Here is a 21,401-nt window from a genome sequence, read left to right on the forward strand (position 1 = left end):
TTAGAAAAATAAATTGATATGTGCGCAAAAAAATAGTAAAATTGTAATGGGGGTGGAATCAAAATGTTTGAAATTGGAAAAGTATATAACAAAACGCAACTTCATGAACAATTTGGTGCACAAGAGATAAAAAGTATGATTACACAGAAGAATTTTCCTCCGATAATGATAGTCACAGGTGATAGAGCAAAAATTTATGGTGACAGCGGTGAATGGATTTCCGAGGATACATATGTATACACTGATCATTTGTTAAATAGCAAACTAAATTTAAAGCCTGAAAGCAAAGAGCATGCTATTGATGAGGGGGATGTATACCTATTCAAGCATGTTAATGAAGAAAAGGTTGAGTTTGAAAATAAAATGAAGCTTGTAAAGTTGAGAATTGAAACAGGCTATGATGAAGAAGGTAGTTATACAGAAAGAATAAGATATGAATTGAAAAAATAATTAATTTAAAAGTGAAACTCTCTAGAGATAATTCTAGGGAGTTATTTTTATTTAAATATATTTATAATTATTTTCGCAATAAAGATTTAAATATAAAGATATGACAAATAATATGAGTAATAATAAATGAACGACTTTAAACGAAGGGAAGGGATCTGATGGAAGAAAAAAAATATTTAAAAGTAATACCTTTAGGTGGTTTAGGTGAAATAGGAAAAAATATTACGGCAATAGAATATGAGGATGAAATAATAGTTATTGATTGTGGAATTGCATTTCCGGATGAGGATATGTACGGAGTGGATTTGATAATTCCGGATATATCATATTTAAAGGAGCATTCATCAAAGGTAAAAGGTTTCTTTTTAACTCATGGTCATGAGGATCACATTGGGTCATTGCCGTATGTTCTAAAGCAGCTTAACGCACCTATATATGGCACCAGATTGACATTAGGCATAGTAGGAAATAAGCTTAAAGAACATGAAATGTTAAGTGAATGTAAACTTAATAATGTGGAAGCAGGAGATATAATTAAACTTCAGAAAATGCAAGTTGAATTCATTAGAAACACACATAGTATTGCAGATTCATGTTCACTTGCTATACATACACCAGCTGGGGTGGTTCTTCATACAGGAGATTTTAAAATAGATTACACACCTATTGATGGAAAAATAATGGATTTAGAAAGGTTTGGGGAGCTTGGAAGAGAAGGAGTTCTTCTTTTAATGGCTGATAGTACTAACGTAGAAAGACAAGGGTATAGTTTATCAGAAAAATCTATTGGTCACACATTAAATAAGATTTTCTCAACTGCTGAGGGGAGGGTAATAGTTGCAACCTTTGCATCCAATATTCACAGAATGCAGCAAATTGCTAATGCATCTATTATTCACAATAGGAAAATTGCATTTATCGGAAGAAGCATGGAGGGAATCTCTAAAGTAGCTATGGATTTAGGTTATTTGCATATTCCGGAAGATATTTTGATTGATGTTGATGAAATAGGAAATTATAATAATGAAAATATAACAATTATTACGACAGGAAGCCAAGGGGAGCCCATGGCAGGACTTGCAAGAATAGCTTTTTCAAATCATAGAAAGATTCAACTTGAGAAAAATGATTTATTTATTATTTCTGCATCTCCAATTCCTGGAAATGATAAGCTTATAGGTAGGGTAATAAATGAACTTTATAAAAGAGGAGCAGAAGTTATTTATGAAGCCTTAGAGGATGTTCATGTTTCAGGCCATGCTTATCAAGAAGAACTAAAACTTATTCATACTTTAGTGCAGCCTAAATATTTTATGCCAGTACATGGAGAGTATAGACATTTGAAACATCATAAGGATTTAGCAATATCTTTGGGAATGGAAGAAAAAAACATTTTTATTTTAGGAACTGGTGATGTTCTTCAATTAAGCAGAGATGAAGCTAAAAAATGTGGAAGAGTAAGTACTGGTTTAGTATTTGTTGACGGTATAGGTGTTGGAGATGTTGGAAATATTGTCTTGAGGGATAGAAGATATTTAGCACAGGACGGAATGCTTACGGTTGTAATTGCAATTGAAGCTGAATCTTATTCCATAATAGCTGGACCAGATATTATCACAAGGGGATTTGTATATGCTAAGGAAGCAGAAGCTATGATTAAGGAGTGTAAAGAAATTGCACGTAAAGAAGTAGAGTGTGCTTTAAGTAGTCAAGTTAAAGAATGGTATGTATTAAAGTTAAATATTAAAAGGTCCTTAGAACATTATTTATATGGACAGACCAAGAGAAGGCCAACGATTTTCCCAATAATTATGGAGATTTAGTAGTGTAAAGATAAATCCCCTTGAGTATTTAATCTCAAGGGGATTTATTATGCATCTCTGTTATATATTAATTTAACATGTTTTCTTCCTCTGTACATTATACATATAGCAGCAAATATACAGATAAGATTTGCTGTCAATATCAAAGGACGAATTGGAAGAAATTCTCCAAGCCCACCAGCTAAAAGCTGACCGAATATACCTCCAAATGTCACTAGCATTTGAAATGTTCCGTTAAATCTTCCGCGAAGCTCATTGGGAACATAATTTTGTGTTGAAGATATTCTTATGTTGTAAGAAGTAACTGTAAGCATACCTGTAATAAAGTTTACAATCATCATTAATATGATTGGCATAAAGAGATAAGAACCTTCAATTACTGAAGAAATGATGTATACCATTAAAGCAATTGCAAATTTTTTGTTTGTTGGATACTTAAACTTATAATGAACTAGCCCACCTATAAGCCTACCGAATACTCCACAGCCCATTACATAGGTATACGCAACAACGCCTAAGGCTGCAGTTGATTTGAAATAGGGCATAACTAAGGTGCCGGACACACTTCCAACAAGAGATGTAACAAAAAAGTATGCAGTAATAACTAATAAACCTGATTCGTACTTAATATAATTAACACCTTGAACAAAATCATCTTTATATTGCTTTAATGTATATTTTGTTGAAGGCTCAGCTGGTGTATTTTTTACAGCGTTTAAATGGGTATCGTTAGTTTTTATTTGAGTTTCAAAAATTGCTGCAATAAAAAATGTTATTGCATTGAAGAGGAATAGGGGTTCAAGACCAATATTTTCATAAAAATATGCAGCTACAGGAACCATCATGGCAGCTAAAGGGTAAATCATGCTAGAGATAGAGTATGCTTTAGTAAAATTACCCTCACTTATTAAAGTAGGATAAAAGCTATCATAAGCAACTATATATATGCTATCTATAGATCCTATTATTAAACATATTCCAAGAAAAGCTGGATAATTAAATATATTATTTGTAATTAAGAAGTAAAAGGCTAAAAACAAACCGCCAGAAATAAAATCAAGTGTGTAAATAATTTTTTTCCTTGAAAATCTATCAACATAGGGACCTGCTATAAAAGGCATTATAATTTTAGGTAGATTATAGGTTACAGCAAATAGAGCATATAAAAATGTAGAACCAGTATAATCTAGAACTAAAAGACCTATAGCAAATCCAGCAATTGAATTGCCAAGCATTGATATTACTGTTCCTAGAGTTAGTATTGTGAAATCTCTAGTCCATAGAGGTGGTGGTGAAAAGCTGCCTTTAGTTTCAAGGGAATTTTCAGGATTCATATTTGATACCTCCTACATTTATAATAAAAATAATTTGATTTAAATTACATATAAAAGTATAATACCATAAAATGTAAAAATAAAATATACGTAATTAGTTACATAAAAATATATTTTTTTTTATTGATATGCTAAAATATGATTAATGAATTGAGATATTCAAATACAATATTAATTTATATTGTAATTTAAAGGATTGGAGCAGAATAAATGACTATTAGGCATCTAGAAATATTTGTTGCTGTGGCAGAGTGTGGAAAAATGAGTCTTGCAGCAGAAAAGCTCTTTATATCACAGCCATCAGTAAGTCAAGCTATAAGTGATATTGAGTCTTATTATGGGGTTAAGTTATTTGAGCGTTTGTCAAAGAAGCTGTATATAACAGAGGATGGAGAAAATTTATTAAAATATGCTCGTCATATAGTGAATACATTTAAAGATATGGATAGTGAAATGAAGCATAAAAATAAGGAGGTATGTCTTAAAATAGGGGGAACTGTTACTGTAGGAACATGTATTTTATGTCCATTAATTAAAATCTTTGAAAGAAAAAATCCAGGGGTATCCGCTAAGGTTACTATAAATAACACTAGTGAAATAGAAAAAATGCTTCTTAATAGCAGTTTGGATATTGCAATTATTGAGGGGGAAATTTTAAATAAAGATATTATAAAAGTACCAGTGTACCAAGATGAACTTGTGCTTATTTGTAGTGCTCATCATCCTTTCGCGAAGATGGATAAAGTAAGTTTGGAACAATTAAATAATCAAGACTTCATTGCAAGAGAGCAAGGAAGTCGTGATCGTAATATTTTTGAACAATTTTTGAGGGAGAAGGGGATATCTGTCAATGTGAAATGGACCAGTACTAATACAGAGGCCATAAAAAATGCAGTAGTTGCAGGTCAGGGAATTGCAGTTCTATCTTCTGCCATGATAATAAAGGAATTATATCATGGCACGCTAAAGGTTATTTCTCTTGATGAAATTCAAATTAAAAGAGATATCTGTATGGTCTATCATAAAGATAAATTTATATCTGAAATTATGCAAAAATTTATAGAGGTTTGTACAACTTACAAAATGGGAGTTATAAAATCATGTAAGCCAAAGTCCCAATAACACCTGAACCGAAGATTACAGCTATTGGATTTATTTTAAATTTTCTTAAAGCAACGATACCGCATAAGAACAGAATAAATTCAATAGGTCTAAAGTTTGATAGTAAAATAGCTGATTTTTCAGCATTGAATAATGCTAAAGTCAATATTGACAAACCAGCAGAACATATTAATGCAACAACAGCTGGTCTTAAGCTGCTTAAAATTGTTTGGAGTCCTTTTAATCCACGATACTTATAATATAGTTTTGCTAAGATTAAACATATTATGAAGGCAGGTAGTACAACTCCTATTGTACATAATAGGGCTCCAGGCAATCCTGCAAGTCTAGTACCAACAAAGGTAGCTGAGTTTATAGAAATTGATCCAGGAGTCATTTCTGCAATAGTGATTAAATCTGCAAATTCTCCCATAGACATAAGGTGATGTACATCAACTATTTGATTTTGAATTAAGGGAATAGCAGCATATCCACCTCCAACGCTGAATAAGCCTACTTTAATAAAACTAAAAAATAATTTTATAAGCATAATTATTTACCTTCCTTTCTCATATCATAAAGCAGATTACATACACCAATAACAACACATAAAAGGATTATTGTCATAGCACTTACGTCGAATACGTATGTCATAATAAAAGCGATAACCATCATTGCAATATATAATATATTTTTAGTTTTAGTAATATTTTTTGCTAGGTTTAAAACAACATCAAAGATAACTGCTGCAACCCCTGCACGCATAACTTGAAGTGCTAATGCGATAACTGTATTTTCTCTAAACTGCTGATAAAACTTTGAAATTACTGAAATAATTATTAGTGGTGGCAATGAAGTACCTATAACAGCGATAAGTGCACCTAAAATTCCGCACATACGATAACCAAGGATAACAGATGCATTTATTGGTATAGGACCAGGTGAGGATTGAGCAATAGCAGTTATATCAAGCATTTCACTTTCTTCTAACCAGCCCAGTTCTTCAACAAACTTCTTTTTCATTAAAGAAACAATTACAAATCCACCTCCAAAAGTGAAGGCACTAAGTGAAAAAGTAGAGATAAATAATTTCCAAAGCATTTTAGCTTTTGATTCATTTTTTAATGTATTTTCCATAAAAGTTCTCCTTATTATTTATTTATTTATTTATTTATTTGCCGCGGACAATCATCTCAAGATTATTTTATAGAAAATATATACATATGTAAAATATATATATCTTATTAAAAACATAGGTAAAAGGTTATGTATGAAAAGAGTAAATTTTAATAATAAGTACTTGAATAGAGGTTATACGAAATTAAAAATGAGGTTGATGATTTATGTTGGACTGGGGGGATTTTGTAGTAGAAGAAAGAGGCAGATAAATAAGTATAGCACTCTTGGAAGAGATAATAAAAAAGAGATAAAATTTAATTCATCTCTTTTTAGTAAAAGTTAAAGTTACATTCCATCAAAGGTTACATTTCCTTTTTTTAGAGCATCACGTGTTGCTTCAATTACAGCTTTACTAGTCACTGTAGCTCCACTAACAGTATCTACATTGAGAGATTGTTTTTCCTTAATGCTTTCAGCTATTTTAGGAGCAGCCTCTCCACCTATTGCTGGAGTTTCATTAGCAGCATCCACAGATATTTCTGTAACCTTTCCATCTTTATCTACTGCAATTTGAACAGTTATTTCTCCTCCATATCCTTCTGATTTCCCATCATAAGTATTTGTTTTATTACCACAACCAACTAGTAATAGTGCAGATAAAGTAAGTATCAATGCTTTTTTCATAAGTCTCATACCTCTCTTTTAGTATTTTAAATATGAATTTAGTATGCGTTATATTTAAACTTTTAAAACAGCAATAAAAGGAATATATTTATTAGTTTGTGGAAAGATTATGTAAAGAAAGAGAAGTATTTGTATTTAGATGTGATAAATTATTTTAGGAGAGAAATCATGAGAAAAGAACCGACACTAGAACAGTGGAGAGAGTTATATAAATTAGGCTTGAAAATCAGAGATATGGAGCCTTGGAATGACTTTCAAGATTTAGATATAATTGCAATGGAAATACCAGAAAAAAAAGAACCATATTTCTGCAGTATATTAGGTGCAGGTGGACAATGTTTTGGAATTAATACCTTTGTAGGTTACGATGGACTTAGAAATTTTTTGACCATTGCTGATAGTGAAAATTATATGCCCTTGGATTATATAATGGTTGAGCAAAGTAATTTGGCTTGTTTTTTTGGAGATAAGGATATTGTTCCTGAACATCAAATAGAAGTTATGAAGGAGCTTGGAATAAAGTTTAGAGGAAAAAATAAATGGATTTATTTTCAATCATATAAGAAGGGGCATATGCCGGCAGCTATGGATGGGGAAGAAGCAGAGGTGCTTATTGTTTGCTTAAGAGAATTAATAAGTGCTATTAAAGATTGTAATAAGTTACAGCTAACTTTAGATTTTGATGCAGGAGATGTATTAGTAAGACGTTTTTATAAAGAAAAAGGAAAGTGGGGTACAACAAAAGAGCGCTTAACTCAATATTTGTACGGGTATCCATCCTTAGTATTGAAAGATGAAATTTTAGCTGCAAAATTGAAAAGAAAAACAAGGATAGAAGAAGTTTTAGAGTTTGATATGGTATATATAAACGTTACAATTGAAGATGAATTATATGAACGTCCTATAAGACCTAAGCTTTTACTTCTTGTTGAGCATTATGAAGGGCTAATAAGGGGGCAGCATTTTTTTGCTCCGGGATTAGATGAGATTCAAGCAATTATGGAATTACTTATTAATTATATTATGGAATATGGAAGACCAATGGAGATTTATATTAGAAATCCTTTTATAGAAAATATTTTAAAGCATACATGCGATATATGTGGTATAAAATTGACAATGAAAAAATCATTAGAGGTAGTAGATGAATTTGTTAATGGATTTGAGGTTCTTGGTCTTTAAATAACTTATTTATGTACCTGGAAAGATAATCAGTGTTAAATACTCTGTAAAAATCAGAGTATTTTTTTTGAAAATATATTATAATGAAAATTAGAAATATTTAAACAAACAAAAGGAGATGAAAATATGAAGTTGTGGGAAGATATAAGTATTGACCATATAAATAGGGAAAAGCCTAGAGCTAGTTTCTTGAGATTTCCAACGAAGGAAGCAGCTTTGTTAAATCAAAAGAGATATTCTCATAATTATAAAAATTTAAATGGTAATTGGAAGTTTTTATTTTTAGAAGCACCAGAATATTCTCCAGAGAATTTTTATGCAAACGACTTTGATAATTCTAAATGGAATGAAATAGTAGTTCCTGGAAATTGGCAGTTGCAAGGTTATGGAAAAATGCACTATTCGGATTTATGGTACAACTTCCCTATAAATCCACCCTATGTCCCTACGGAAAATCCTACAGGAATATATAAAAGACAGTTTTCTATTGATAGTACATGGATGGGAAAAAGAATTATTTTAAAGTTTAATGGTGTAGATTCAGCATTTAATCTATGGATTAATGGAAAAGAGATTGGTTATAGCAAAGGAGCAAGAATTCAAAGTGAGTTTGATATAACTGATTATGTTGTAAAAGGTGAAAATACCTGTACTGTAAGAGTTTATCAATGGAGTGATGGAACATACCTAGAAGACCAGGATATGTGGTGGCTTAGTGGTATTTTTAGAGATGTAGAATTATACTCAGAACCCTATGGTGGTTTAAGAGACTTTAAAATTGAAGCTGACTTGAATGAAGATTATATAAATGGAAAATTAAAAATAAATTTTGATTTTGTAAAAGCAGATGGACAAAAAATAGAATTGGAGCTTAAAGATAAAAATGGACAAGTGATCTTTAATGATTTTATTAAGGGTGAAGATTTCTTAACTTTTGAGAAAGAGATATCAAATCCATACAAATGGACAGCTGAAACACCGGATTTGTATAATTTAATTATTACTGTTTATGGAAGTGATGATTCTATAATTGAAGTTATCCCTCAAAAGATTGGATTTAGAAAGATTGAGTTAAAGGGAGAAGTTTTTACTGTAAATGGTGTTGCTATAAAATTCAAAGGAGTTAATCGTCATGACTATAATCCTCGTAATGGAAGAGTAGTTTCAAAGGAGGAAATAGAAGACGATATTATTTTAATGAAACAGCATAACATTAATGCTATAAGAACTTCACATTATCCAAACTCAGAGTGGTTTTATGATTTATGTGATGAATATGGTATGTATGTAATAGATGAGACTGATCTTGAATGTCATGGTTTTGAGCTTACAGGAAGATATTCTTGGATTAGTGATGATCCAACATGGGAAAAGGCTCATGTAAATAGAATGGAAAGAATGATTGAAAGAGATAAAAATCATCCTTGTATTATAATGTGGTCATTAGGTAATGAGTCCTCTTTTGGAGTAAACTATAAAAAAATGGCTGCAAGAGCTAAAGAAATTGACAGCACAAGGCTTATACATTATGAAGGTGATTTTAATGTTAATGAAGAAGAGGGGCCTGTATCAGAAGTTTACAGCACAATGTATACTTGGCTTGAACATGAAAATAAACTTACCATGGATAAAATTATAAAAGATATAAAAAAGCCTCATATTTTATGTGAATATTGCCATGCCATGGGAAATGGACCAGGAGGTTTAAAGGATTATCAAGATTTATTTTATAAGTATGATAAGCTTCAAGGTGGATTTATTTGGGAATGGTTTGATCATGGAATTGAGACCATAACAGAAGATGGACAAGTATACTATAAATATGGTGGTGATTATGGTGATGATCCAACCAATGGTAACTTCTGCATTGATGGTTTGCTTATGCCTGATAGAACGCCATCACCAGGGTTACTTGAATATAAAAAAGTAATTGAGCCAGTGAAGACTATAGCTAAGGATATAGAAAAAGGAATTTTTGAATTGGTTAATAGGTTTGATTTTGCGGATTTAAATCAGTTATCTTTAAATTGGAACATTACTGAAGATGATAAAATTATCCAAAGTGGTTATTGTGAAATTCCATCAATTAAAGGAAGAGAAGCAAAGGAGCTTTGTATTCCATATAAAATAAATATAAGACCTGTATCAGGAGCAGATTATTACTTAAATCTTTCTTACACTTTAAAGGAGGATACTTTATGGGCAGCTGCGGGACATGAATTAGCAACATCACAGTTCGAGCTACCTTTAAAAGCAGATAAAGTATTAATTGTACCTAAAGGAGAATTAAAGGTTGTTAAGGAACACTGTGTTCTTAAGGCAATAGGAGACGAGTTTGAAGTCCACTTTGATTTAGTTAAAGGGAAGATTATAAAAGCTATAAAGGACAATTGTGAAATAATTGAAGAAGGACCACAGTTGAATTTCTGGAGAGCTCCAATTGATAATGATATGTATTTAGTTGAAGATTATAAGAAGAAATATTTTATGCATTTATGGCATCAAATTGTGAAGTCTATTGAATACAGTTATAACGACAATAGTTTAATTTTCAAGGTTAGTACAATTAATGGAACTACTAATTCAGCCTGGTTTTATGATTCTGTATATGAATACAGAGTATTTGGAAGTGGTGATATTTTATTAAACATTTATGGAAAACCAAGTGGAGTTATTGAGAATGCTCCTGAAATGATACCTAGAATTGGGGTTAATTTCAAATTAAATAAAGAACTCACTGAAGTTATGTATAAAGGTAGAGGACCACTAGAATCTTACGCTGATTCAAAAGAGGCTGCTTTATTTGGAGTGTATAAAAATAATATTGATGGTTTATTTACAAATTATATAAAGCCACAGGAAAATGGAAATAGAAGTGACTGTTCATGGGTTAGTCTTACAAATGATAGAGGAATAGGAGTAATTGCTATTGCAGATGATAAAATTGATTTTAGTGCATCCTATTATGATGATAAGACTATTGAGAGTGCAAAACACACCTATGAATTAAAGAAAAATGATTATATAACCTTTAATATAGACTATAAACAAAATGGTCTTGGTACGAATTCTTGTGGACAATGGCAGCTTGAAAAATATAGATGTAGATTTGAAGAGTTTAAGTTGAATTTTAGAATTTCTTTATATAATAATAAAGAGATTGATACTGTTTCATTAGGAAGAGAAAGATTAGAATATTAGTTGCCTTGTAAAAAAGCTATTGAAAAGCATAATAACTTTTCAATAGCTTTTCATGTTAAACAGCCCATTTACGATTTCTTGTAAAGGATATGTTTAGCCACTTCTTAAGGTTTATTGTATTGGTTGAGTATTCAACCCTGTCGCGGATTTTATCCATTTCTTCAATGGTATCAATTTTTGAGTGCTTACTTAGAATAAAGTCAATTTCAATTCTGAGCATATTTCCTATTTTGCTGACCCTAGTAACAGATTCAGAAATACTATACTCATTTTCAATGTCTTTAACCACTTTTGTAATTTGATCATAAATGTCGTCACTAGCTTTGCCTTGTATAACTTCCTTAAAAGAGTTACACAAGGAAGTTATAGGAAACTTAAGAAATAGTGAAGAACTTATTATAACCATTAGAGGATCGATATAATTACATAAAAAAGATAAAGAAGTTCTTTTTAAAATTAGAACTAAGATAAAACCTATAAATACTCCAAGGCTTATTAGCCCATCCATAAGCCATTGATTACTTTCAGCTTTCAATATATCGGAATTAAGTTTTTTACTTGATACATACATATAAAGATAAATGGAGCCACATCCAATTATTGAGATTACTGTATATAGGATAGCAAAACTGATTTCAATTGAGTTGCCTCCTAGAAATATAGTTTTTAATGAGTTAATTAACGAAATTGAACACATAAGTATAAGAACTGTTGATTTAATTATTACAACGATTGGACGTAATGTTTCCTTACCAAAGGGAAAGTTTATTTTGTCGTTTTTATCCATATAAGAACAAATAAATATGGCTAGAAGAGAGAGCAAAAGACTTATTAAAGAATAAAGTCCATCAAAGAATAACATCTCTGAATTTAATCCAAGTCCCCAGGCTAATCCTAAAACTGCGAAGAAGAGCCCTCCAACGGCAGATAGTTTTAATAGTCTTTTTTCCATTTTCATAATATACCTCTTTTCAATTACTTTGTACTTATATTGTATAAAATGACAATATAAAAATTAACTGATTTACCAGTGCATTAAATAGTATTAATAAGTTATTATATCTTTTAAAATAATCTATATATAACGTAAAAGTACTTAAATTTGTGTATGATTCATTAAATTAATTTGTAACACATTCAAAAGTATTAGGAAAATAATTTTAGCGTTTTGCAAATTTAATTCATTGAAACTATGTATTGTATAAGCTGAAAATTAGCATTATTAAAAAATAGAGATATAAAGAAAATGAAAAAACTAAGGAATTATATATTATGTAGGCATATACTATTACTAAAAATGATAATGGAGTGCAATATGATATGTGTAAATAGTTTTCTAAAAAGGTTTTTTAGAGGTGAAGATTATGCTATTACAGCAACAAATTTTGTAAACAACAATAGTTTTGAAAGTAAAACAGATTATCTGATATGGGTAGATTTGAAAAACTTTAAAACTAATATTTTTAAAGTTCAAAATGGTAGGTGGTTGCTAGTTAATAGCTATTTATGTACTATTGGTAAAAGGTCAACGCCTACACCAACTGGAAGATTTAAAGTTGGTATAAAAGGATTATATTTTGGTGTTGAGAAGGGATATAAGTGTTGGTATTACACTCAATTTAAAGGTAATTACTTATTTCATTCTATAATTTATAATTTAGATGGATCAGTAAGAGATGGAAGACTAGGAATGAAATTATCTGATGGATGTATAAGGTTAGAAAAAGTTAATGCAAAATGGATATATGATAATGTGCCACAGGAAACTGCAGTAATAATAACTTAAAAATTGAAAATTTTAATATGGATTTTTTTATCAAAGTCAGATTAATTATGCTAAATTAATCTGACTTACTTGCAATTAAAGTTAAAAAAATAACAATGTATTCATTGATGTTAGAATATAATAAATAAAAATATAACAAACTTCACTATATATTTATAAAAAAAGAAAATGTAAAAAAGAAATAAAAATTCATGGAAAACAAGCTAATGTAAAGGTTTTAGAAGAAAAAAAGAAAATTGAAATCCTATACATAGACAAAATAAGAAAAAAATATAAAAAAAGATTGACAAAAATTAAACAGGGAACTACAATTGAGATATAAATCGAGTTAAAAAATTAACAAAGAGGGCAATGGGAGGAATAAATATGAAGGTTACAAATATTACAGAACTAGGAACGAAAATGGAGGAGCTTAGAATCGCTCAAAGAAAATTTGCTACTTACACTCAAGAACAGGTTGATGAAATTTTTAGACAAGCAGCTATGGCAGCTAATGATAATAGAATTAAGCTTGCTAAAATGGCAGTTGCTGAAACAGGTATGGGAATAATTGAGGATAAAGTAATTAAGAATCACTTTGCCGCAGAATATATATATAATCAATACAAGGAAATGAAAACATGTGGAGTTCTAGAAGAAGATAGAACTTATGGAATAACAAAAGTTGCAGCACCTATTGGTGTAATAGCAGCAATTGTTCCAACAACAAATCCAACATCTACTGCAATATTTAAGACTTTAATAGCTTTGAAAACTAGAAATGCAATGATAATATCTCCTCATCCAAGAGCTAAAGAATCAACAATTGAAGCAGCTAAAATTATATTAGAAGCTGCAGTTAAAGCAGGAGCACCAGAAGGAATAATTGGATGGATAGATGAGCCAAGTATAGAGTTATCTCAAGAAGTAATGAGGGAAGCAGACTTAATATTAGCTACGGGCGGACCTGCAATGGTTAAATCAGCATATTCATCTGGTAAGCCAGCTATAGGGGTTGGAGCAGGAAACACACCAGCAATAATAGATGAAACTGCTCACATAAAAATGGCTGTAAACTCAATTTTACTATCTAAAACCTTTGATAATGGAGTTATCTGTGCATCAGAGCAATCAATTATAGTATTAAAAGATGTATATGAAGAAGTTAAGGAAGAACTATTAGAAAGAGGAGCATATATTCTTAAAGACAGTGAAGTTGATAAAGTAAGAAAGATAATTCTAAATGAAAGAGGAGGGTTAAATGCAGGTATCGTTGGACAATCAGCCTTCAATATTGCTGCACTAGCTGGAGTTGAAGTTCCTGAAACTGCTAAAATTTTAGTTGGGGAAGTAGAATCTGTTGATTTATCAGAACCATTTGCTCATGAGAAATTATCTCCAGTATTAGCAATGTATAAAGCTGAATCTTTTGAGGAAGCTCTTGATAAAGCTGACACATTAATTATTCAGGGTGGAATGGGACATACTTCAATTCTTTACACAGATGCTTTAAAATCTAAGGATAGAATTAAAGACTTTGGAGAAAGAATGAAAACAGCTAGAACTTTAATTAATATGCCTGCATCTCAAGGTGCTATAGGAGATATTTATAACTTTAAACTAGCTCCATCATTAACTTTAGGTTGTGGTTCATGGGGTGGAAACTCAATTTCTGAAAATGTTGGTCCAAAGCATTTAATAAATGTTAAGACTGTTGCTGAGAGGAGAGAAAATATGCTTTGGTTTAGAACACCTGAAAAAACTTATTTTAAATATGGATGTTTACCAGTAGCTCTTGAAGAATTACATGAGATGGGTAAAAAGAAGGTATTTATAGTAACTGATAGTGTGCTATTTGAATTAGGATATACAAATAAAGTGACAGAAGTTTTAGAGCATTATGGAATAAGCTTTAAAATATTCTCTGATGTTGAGCCAGACCCAACTTTAAAATGTGCTAAAGCTGGTGCAAAAGAAATGCTTGAGTTTAACCCAGATGTAGTACTTGCATTAGGTGGTGGTTCAGCTATGGATGCTGCTAAAATTATGTGGGTAATGTATGAGCATCCAGAGGTTAGATTTGAAGATTTAGCCATGAGATTTATGGATATAAGAAAAAGAGTTTATAAATTCCCAACTATGGGTAAAAAGGCTATGATGGTTGCAGTAGCAACATCAGCAGGAACAGGTTCTGAGGTTACACCATTTGCGGTAATAACAGATGAAAGAACTGGAATAAAATATCCACTAGCTGATTATGAACTAACACCAGATATGGCTATAGTTGATGCAGAGCTAATGATGACTTCTCCTAAAGGGTTAACGGCTTGTGCAGGTATAGACGTATTAGTTCATGCTATTGAAGCTTATGTTTCAATAATGGCATCAGAGTTTACAAATGGTTTAGCGCTTGAAGCAATAAGATTAGTATTTAAATATTTACCAGATGCTTATAATGAGGGAACAACTAATGTAAAAGCTAGAGAAAAAATGGCACATGCATCTTGTATGGCTGGTATGGCATTTTCAAATGCATTCTTAGGAATATGTCACTCTATGGCTCACAAATTAGGTGCTTTCCACCACCTTCCACATGGTATGGCAAACTCTTTATTATTAAATGAGGTAATTAAGTTTAATGCTGCAGATGCACCAACTAAACAAGCTGCTTTTGCTCAATATAAATATCCAAACGCTGCTTGGAGATATGGAAGAATTGCTGATTACCTTGGATTAGGTGGAAGCACAGATGAAGAAAAAGTAGATTTATTAGTAGAAGCAATTAAAGAACTTCAAAGAAAGGTTAATATGCCAGCAACAATTAAAGAAGCTGGAGTTAGAGAAGAACAATTCCTTGCAACTTTAGATGATATGGTTGAGCAGGCTTTTGATGATCAATGTACATCAGCAAACCCAAGATACCCACTTATGAGTGAATTAAAAGAAATGTATTTAAATGCATATAATAAATAATAAATAACAAATAAAGATAGCCACTTAGGAATTTGAATTTCCAAGTGGTTATCTTTATTTTGAGTCAATCATTTTGCTTTGACTCTTTTTTTCAGATTCTTCAATTTTTATTTCTCTTTCAAGAACAAAAGTCATTACGACTCTAAGGATAAATATAGTACCAACAAGTACGAGTTCACTCATACTTTGAATTATAACTGTTTTTAAAATTTCAGCAGCTAGTTTGAAATCCAGTGCAGTTACAAGGGAATTAGCTAAATCATATTTGATAGAGGTCTTTTCTTTGGACTTTAAGTCCTTTATATATTTATAAAAGGCCGAAAAAACACCGATGACTAATATGATTATCCCCATTAATTCAAATATTTTTATTAGAATCGGTAGGGTGGTATTAAAAAGTGTTTCAAAAAGTGAATTTAAATATTCCATGTATTCTAATACTCCTTAAGTGAGAGTCTAAATCTCTGGTTTAGTTCCTCGAACTTACTCCTTTGAATGAATATGAAAAGGAGTAAGTTAATAATCTTAGTATATCCGAAGTAATTAAATTTATTTCTGAATAATATATTATAATGTAAGTATTTTATTGAAGGAATATATATATGAGATCTAATAGCAGAGAATTAAATTTAAATGAAATAATCAATATGTTTAATAAGGTGCAGTATTGTAGATTAGCAGTTTGTGAAAATAATCAACCCTATGTAGTACCAATGTCTTTTAGATATAAGTGTGAAGGAAATGGTTTTAAGTTTTTATTTAATAGTTTAAATGAAGGGGTGAAAATTAAGTTTCTAAGCAGAAATAGTAAAGTGTGTATAGAATTTGATAGAAATGTTGGGAATGCAATTGATAGCATCATTGTAATAGGGTCAGGAAGAATATTTAATGATCCCTGTGGGGATAGAAGTGTTATTTTAGAGGTAATTTCGTCAAAGGTTACGGGTAAAAGAACTTTTTTGGAGATATAAATAAAGGTGTAAGTTTTTTACTTACACCTTATGCTTTATTTATTTGGAGCAAAGTATGCAATACCACAAGCTCCAGGTCCTGCATGTACACCAACAGTACTTCCTATAATACTTATTGGTGAATTAGATAAGTTGAAGGCTTTTTCAATGAAGGGTTTAAATGCATCTAACGATTCAGGTGAACCACTATAACCTAATGTATATGGCATTGACATATCTATTCCACCGTTTTCTTCAATTAAAGAGGAAATTTTGTTAAAGGCACTGTTTGTTCCTCTAGCTTTAGCAGCCATTAATACCGAGCCATCCTCAACCTTTACTATTGGTTTTATTCCTAATAAAGTTCCTGCTATGGCAGCAGTTGAAGAAAGCCTTCCTCCTTTTTTTAGATACTCTAAGGTTCCTACAACAGCAAAAAGTTTAATTCTTTTCTTAGAAGTCTCTAATTCAGATATCAGTTCTTCAAAAGATAATCCTTCATTTCTAAGTTTAACTGCATAATCAATTAGTATCTTTAATGACAGGGTAACAGTCTCACTATCAATTACATGTATTTTATCATACTCACACATTGATTTTGCAAGCATTGCGCTTTGATAAGTACCACTAAGAGTGCTTGAAAGTGTTATTACGATTACTTCATCATTTGCAGCTTTAGCTTCTTCAAAATGATTAAGGAACTCATTAGGAGAAGGCTGGCTTGTAACAGGAAGTATCTTTGAGGCTTCTAGTCTTTTATAGAAGTCTTCACTTGATAGTGTTACTCCATCTTTGAACTCCTCATCACCAAAGCGAACACATAATGGTACTATTGTAAGGTTTCTTTCCTTAGCTTGATTTTGCGGTATATCTGATGTTGAATCTGTTATTATTCTTATACTCATAATTTCCTCCAGAAATTTGTTATTTATTTTTTAAAGTGATAAAAAATCTATGAAGAGTTCCTAAAGCAAGGGTTAGTGCGGCCATTTCTGCTTCATTTAATGTTTTTGAAACACTTGCTATTAAATCTTTATGAAATAATTTGTGATGTTTATAGGCTTCATTACCAAGTTTTGTAGAAACTACTGTAACTTTACGTTTATCTTCTTTATCCTTTTGTCTTACTAAATATCCTTTTTGTTCTAAAGTTTTAACTGCTATAGTTAAACTGCTGGCAGTAATCATTAATTTATTTGATAATAATTTCATGGTATTGGTACCATCAGCTTCACTATCGCACACTGCTTCTATTACATGAATTTCATTAACTGAAAGATTTTTGAAGTTTCCTTTAGCTAGTGACTCTTCTTCTAATCGAAGTATATCGTTAAATATATCTACAAAAAAGTGATTTAACTGTTCTTCGTATATATTCATGGTTTACCTCCATTTCCTTTGAAGTTCAAAGTAGTTTTATTATATAGGCACTATGAGGTGTTGTCAATATAATTTGAAGTTCAAAGTAAATTTATTTTGAAATTCAAATCATTTTTAGTATTATCATAAAATAATGTTTATAAAATCAAGGGGTTACTAAACATTAAATTAAATAGAGATTATTAAAATGAAATATAAAATATGTGGAAAATATGTTATATATAATATATAAAAGTACTTTGTCTTATTAGCTAAATTTATTATGAAAGGAAGTATTGAGATGAAAAGAAGCAGAAAGCTTTATTTTTTATTTATTACTATTACCATGGTATTGGGATTGATGTCTAGAAAAGTTTCCTTTCTCCCTTATACAATAGAAGCATATTCAGGTGATGTTTTATGGGCTCTAATGATTTTTTTCATAGCAGGATTTATCTTTAATGAAAAGAAAAACTGGGTAGTTGCATTAATGGCCTTAGGATTTTCGTATTTCATAGAACTTACACAGCTTTATCATAGTCCTTGGATTGATAATATTCGCGGTACAATTCTAGGAACTTTGATTTTAGGATATGGTTTTTTATGGAGTGATATTTTGTGTTATACCATAGGGGTAGCTTTAGGTATAATTATAGAAAGTATAATAAAAAGAAAAAGCTCAGTTTCTTGAAACCTATAAAATGTAATGAGTTTGAAGAATCAAGGCACTGAGTTTTTATATGTTGTCTAAAAATTGAAATTTTATTATTAATAAATGTGGGAATAAACATATTGCCACTATTCTTCTATAGGGTTTAAATGTACTTCAACCAGAATCTCTAAAACTCGCCGATGGTCAGTTTTAGATACAGTGATGTTCAGATTTTCATAGGTGAAGTTATCACCAACATTGGGGATTTTACCAAGTTCATATGTAACCCAGCCGCTTACTGTTGTTATGTCTAGTTCGTTTTTCAGGTTGAACAGTTCAAACATTTTATCAAGGTTAGCTTTACAAGCAATCTTATATTGATGTTCTCCAACTTTGATAAATTCATTTACAACTTCGTCATGTTCATCCCATATTTCACCGACTAATTCTTCAATGATATCTTCCATGGTAACTATTCCTAAGGTTCCTCCATATTCGTCAGTAATAATTGCCATGTGAGATTTAGCTTGTTGAAGAAGTTTTAAAAGTTTTGATATTTTAATTGTACTAGTTGTATATATGGTTGGTTTAATTGCAGAATCAAGGGGTAAATTTTTTTTTAGAACATAATTGAAGTAGTCTTTATGAGTAATTACACCAATAATATTATCGATTGAATCCAAGTAAACTGGCAGCCTGGAAAATCCAGTTTCAAGAAATATATTACTTATAGTTTCATTATCATCAGCAGATGATACAGCTGCTAAATCAACCCTTGGAGTTAGAACATCAGTAACGATAAGATCATTAAATTCTATTGCACTTCTGATTAATTCACCTTCTTGAGCATCTATACCACCATCTTCTTCGGCTTCCTTTACAATGGTAATTAGTTCTTCTTCAGTTATACTTCTATCAGATGAAATTTTAAATAGCTTAGCAATGAAGTCCTGCCAAAGTAAAAATAAAAAATTAAGTGGTGTAAGAAGAAAAATGAGAATTTTTAATATTGGGGCAGAAAACATTGCAAAGTTTTCAGGTGCTTCTTTTGCTAAGGATTTTGGAGATATCTCCCCAAAGATTAAAACTAAAATAGTCATGACTATGGTTGAAATTGTAATACCTGCATCACCAAAGGTATTTACAAAAATTATTGTTGAAAGTGATGCAGAAATTATATTTACTATATTATTTCCTATTAAAATAGTTGAAAGTACTTTGTCATAGTTTTCAACTAAATCTAATGTTATTTGTGATCTTTTATTGCCATTGTTAGCGAGATTCTTCAATCTTATTTTGTTTAAGGATGAGAAGGCAGTTTCTGTGGCAGAGAAAAACCCAGACATTATTATTAGAAGGATTAAAATTATTATCATTGGTAAGCTATTATTGTCCATTAATATACTCCTTTTGCTTAAAGTAATATTGTTATTTTAACTTTTATTGCGTACAACTATGTATGAAATAAATATACAACGAATACAAAAGCAGCAAGAAAGTAAATCTATATTTGTACAATATAGAAATTCAATTATTAATTTAGGCAGATTGATAATGTATTCTGAATGGTAGTGATTTTTGAAGCAGTTTTTGGTAAAATAAAAGGAGTTTATTTTAAGGGGAGATTTTTATGTTTGGAACTATTCTCATGGCTAGCGCAGCAGGCATTATAGGAACGGGATTAGGTGGTATTTTAGGACTTGTTTTTGGAACAAGTTCAAAAAAGGCAATGAGTTATGTGCTTTCATTTGCTTCAGGGGTTATGATTAGCATTGCTTGCTTTGATTTAGTGCCAGAAGCTTTAACTTTATCAAGTTTATGGATTGTTGTAGTAAGTATATTTATTGGAATTGGGGTTGTTCAACTTTTAAATGGAGTTATAGATAAGATTACTAATTCTAAGGAAACTCATGTTGAAGCAGAGGAACTTAGGCATCAAAAGGATATGATTAGTAACGAGAGTAGAAAGTCTTTTATTAGATCTGGATTAATAATGCTTGCAGCTATTGCATTACATAATTTGCCTGAAGGGTTGGCTATTGGTTCAGGAGCAAGCCATGATGCAAATTTAGGTTTAACCTTAGCATTTTTGATTGCACTACATAATATTCCAGAAGGAATGTCTATAGCAGTTCCACTTGTGGCAGGTGGAATGAAAAAATGGAAGGTAGGTTTATTAACAGCATTGTCAGGGGCACCTACTTTAGTTGGTGGACTTTTAGGAGCTGTTTTAGGCAATATGGGTGATTTTATGGTGGCAGGATCTTTAGGAATTGCAGCTGGAGCAATGCTTTATGTAACCTATTGTGAAATTTTGCCTGAAGTGATTCTTCTAAATAAGGGGAGAAGACCAGCGCTATTTTCTATATGTGGAATTATTTTTGGATTAATTATAACTAATATTATGATTTAAAAACATCAGTTAAGATGTTTTTTTATTTGCATAAATTAGTATACCCTATATTTTAAAAAGGATAAGTCTTAATTAAAAAAGACTAAAGATTAATTTGTCTTTAGTCTTTTGAAAATTTTATTAAAATAATTTTTTAGCAGCCGGAACGAACTCCAGTAATATAAAATCCTCCTAATAACCATAACTTTGAATGGTCTATTACTGTATTTCTAATATAAGGCTTTAAACTGGTATCGTAGGCTATTTTTATTCCTTGAAATTCCTCGATTATATCATTTGGGTTTTCTTTAAGTTCTTCCAGAACTATTTTAAAGCTAGGGCCTCCTCAGCCAACACCTGCAATATCTATACGGAGCATTGGAATTTCTTTAAAAGATAGTTTTTCTTTATTATAA

Annotated in this window: 19 protein-coding genes; 10 read left to right on the forward strand and 9 right to left on the reverse strand. The window is 30.7% G+C overall.

What is annotated here, in order from left to right; all coding sequences use genetic code 11:
- Positions 1-63: 63 nt before the first annotated feature.
- Both BN1075_RS14375 and BN1075_RS14380 read left to right on the forward strand, forming a co-directional pair.
- Complete coding sequence (locus BN1075_RS14375) at positions 64-450, forward strand: hypothetical protein (protein ID WP_040193914.1); 387 nt, start codon at positions 64-66, stop codon at positions 448-450.
- 158 nt (positions 451-608) lie between these two features.
- Positions 609-2,273, forward strand: coding sequence for a ribonuclease J (locus tag BN1075_RS14380; protein ID WP_040193915.1), 1,665 nt, complete (start codon positions 609-611; stop codon positions 2,271-2,273).
- 47 nt (positions 2,274-2,320) lie between these two features.
- Here BN1075_RS14380 and BN1075_RS14385 read toward each other — a convergent pair whose 3' ends face one another.
- Positions 2,321-3,607, reverse strand: a complete 1,287-nt coding sequence (locus tag BN1075_RS14385; protein WP_040193916.1) for an MFS transporter — start codon at positions 3,605-3,607, stop codon at positions 2,321-2,323.
- A 210-nt stretch (positions 3,608-3,817) separates the two neighbouring features.
- Here BN1075_RS14385 and BN1075_RS14390 point away from each other — a divergent pair, with 210 nt between their 5' ends.
- A complete protein-coding gene (locus BN1075_RS14390; RefSeq protein WP_040193917.1) occupies positions 3,818-4,729 on the forward strand; it encodes a LysR family transcriptional regulator in 912 nt (303 codons plus the stop codon).
- On the opposite strand, the gene BN1075_RS14395 is transcribed toward BN1075_RS14390, so the two are convergent.
- The 3 genes from BN1075_RS14395 to BN1075_RS14405 all read right to left on the reverse strand — a co-directional run bounded on the left by BN1075_RS14395 (position 4,698) and on the right by BN1075_RS14405 (position 6,511).
- Positions 4,698-5,258, reverse strand: a complete 561-nt coding sequence (locus BN1075_RS14395) for a chromate transporter (protein WP_081911614.1) — start codon at positions 5,256-5,258, stop codon at positions 4,698-4,700. The genes BN1075_RS14390 and BN1075_RS14395 overlap by 32 nt on opposite strands.
- A gap of 2 nt (positions 5,259-5,260) precedes the next feature.
- The gene (locus BN1075_RS14400) at positions 5,261-5,845 is read right to left on the reverse strand and encodes a chromate transporter (protein ID WP_040193919.1); all 585 of its coding nucleotides are present in this window, start codon (positions 5,843-5,845) and stop codon (positions 5,261-5,263) included.
- 327 nt (positions 5,846-6,172) lie between these two features.
- Positions 6,173-6,511: an FMN-binding protein gene (locus BN1075_RS14405; RefSeq protein WP_042387358.1), complete on the reverse strand. Its 339-nt coding sequence runs from the start codon at positions 6,509-6,511 to the stop codon at positions 6,173-6,175.
- Positions 6,512-6,679: 168 nt separating this feature from the next.
- On the opposite strand from BN1075_RS14405, the gene BN1075_RS14410 reads away from it, so the two are divergent.
- Together BN1075_RS14410 and ebgA are read left to right on the forward strand one after the other, a co-directional pair.
- On the forward strand, positions 6,680-7,693 hold the full coding sequence (locus tag BN1075_RS14410) for a DUF7309 domain-containing protein (RefSeq protein ID WP_040193920.1): 1,014 nt from the start codon (positions 6,680-6,682) through the stop codon (positions 7,691-7,693).
- A 126-nt stretch (positions 7,694-7,819) separates the two neighbouring features.
- Positions 7,820-10,894: a beta-galactosidase subunit alpha gene (gene ebgA / locus BN1075_RS14415; protein ID WP_040193921.1), complete on the forward strand. Its 3,075-nt coding sequence runs from the start codon at positions 7,820-7,822 to the stop codon at positions 10,892-10,894.
- 55 nt (positions 10,895-10,949) lie between these two features.
- Here the strand turns inward: ebgA and BN1075_RS14420 are convergent, their stop codons facing one another.
- Positions 10,950-11,852 carry a cation diffusion facilitator family transporter gene (locus tag BN1075_RS14420; RefSeq protein ID WP_235777818.1) on the reverse strand — a complete coding sequence of 301 codons (903 nt, stop codon included), beginning with the start codon at positions 11,850-11,852 and terminating at the stop codon, positions 10,950-10,952.
- Positions 11,853-12,209: 357 nt separating this feature from the next.
- Here BN1075_RS14420 and BN1075_RS14425 point away from each other — a divergent pair, with 357 nt between their 5' ends.
- Both BN1075_RS14425 and adhE read left to right on the forward strand, forming a co-directional pair.
- Positions 12,210-12,680: a L,D-transpeptidase gene (locus BN1075_RS14425; RefSeq protein ID WP_040193922.1), complete on the forward strand. Its 471-nt coding sequence runs from the start codon at positions 12,210-12,212 to the stop codon at positions 12,678-12,680.
- 366 nt (positions 12,681-13,046) lie between these two features.
- Positions 13,047-15,632: a bifunctional acetaldehyde-CoA/alcohol dehydrogenase gene (adhE, locus tag BN1075_RS14430; RefSeq protein ID WP_040193923.1), complete on the forward strand. Its 2,586-nt coding sequence runs from the start codon at positions 13,047-13,049 to the stop codon at positions 15,630-15,632.
- A gap of 54 nt (positions 15,633-15,686) precedes the next feature.
- Here adhE and BN1075_RS14435 read toward each other — a convergent pair whose 3' ends face one another.
- A complete protein-coding gene (locus tag BN1075_RS14435; protein WP_040193924.1) occupies positions 15,687-16,061 on the reverse strand; it encodes a DUF1622 domain-containing protein in 375 nt (124 codons plus the stop codon).
- Between the two features lie 173 nt (positions 16,062-16,234).
- Between BN1075_RS14435 and BN1075_RS14440 the strand changes: the two genes are divergently transcribed.
- Positions 16,235-16,603: a pyridoxamine 5'-phosphate oxidase family protein gene (locus tag BN1075_RS14440; RefSeq protein WP_040193926.1), complete on the forward strand. Its 369-nt coding sequence runs from the start codon at positions 16,235-16,237 to the stop codon at positions 16,601-16,603.
- Positions 16,604-16,638: 35 nt separating this feature from the next.
- Here BN1075_RS14440 and BN1075_RS14445 read toward each other — a convergent pair whose 3' ends face one another.
- Positions 16,639-17,487, reverse strand: a complete 849-nt coding sequence (locus BN1075_RS14445) for a DegV family protein (protein WP_040193928.1) — start codon at positions 17,485-17,487, stop codon at positions 16,639-16,641.
- A gap of 19 nt (positions 17,488-17,506) precedes the next feature.
- The gene (locus BN1075_RS14450; RefSeq protein ID WP_040193929.1) at positions 17,507-17,962 is read right to left on the reverse strand and encodes a MarR family winged helix-turn-helix transcriptional regulator; all 456 of its coding nucleotides are present in this window, start codon (positions 17,960-17,962) and stop codon (positions 17,507-17,509) included.
- Positions 17,963-18,236: 274 nt separating this feature from the next.
- Here BN1075_RS14450 and BN1075_RS14455 point away from each other — a divergent pair, with 274 nt between their 5' ends.
- Positions 18,237-18,632, forward strand: coding sequence for a ribosomal maturation YjgA family protein (locus BN1075_RS14455; RefSeq protein ID WP_148315565.1), 396 nt, complete (start codon positions 18,237-18,239; stop codon positions 18,630-18,632).
- A gap of 107 nt (positions 18,633-18,739) precedes the next feature.
- On the opposite strand, the gene BN1075_RS14460 is transcribed toward BN1075_RS14455, so the two are convergent.
- The gene (locus BN1075_RS14460; protein ID WP_040193931.1) at positions 18,740-19,990 is read right to left on the reverse strand and encodes an HlyC/CorC family transporter; all 1,251 of its coding nucleotides are present in this window, start codon (positions 19,988-19,990) and stop codon (positions 18,740-18,742) included.
- A gap of 233 nt (positions 19,991-20,223) precedes the next feature.
- Between BN1075_RS14460 and BN1075_RS14465 the strand changes: the two genes are divergently transcribed.
- The gene (locus BN1075_RS14465; protein WP_040193933.1) at positions 20,224-21,006 is read left to right on the forward strand and encodes a ZIP family metal transporter; all 783 of its coding nucleotides are present in this window, start codon (positions 20,224-20,226) and stop codon (positions 21,004-21,006) included.
- Positions 21,007-21,401 lie beyond the last annotated feature (395 nt).

The sequence above is a fragment of the Clostridium culturomicium genome, from assembly GCF_000821305.1.
Lineage (GTDB): Bacteria > Bacillota > Clostridia > Clostridiales > Clostridiaceae > Clostridium_J > Clostridium_J culturomicium.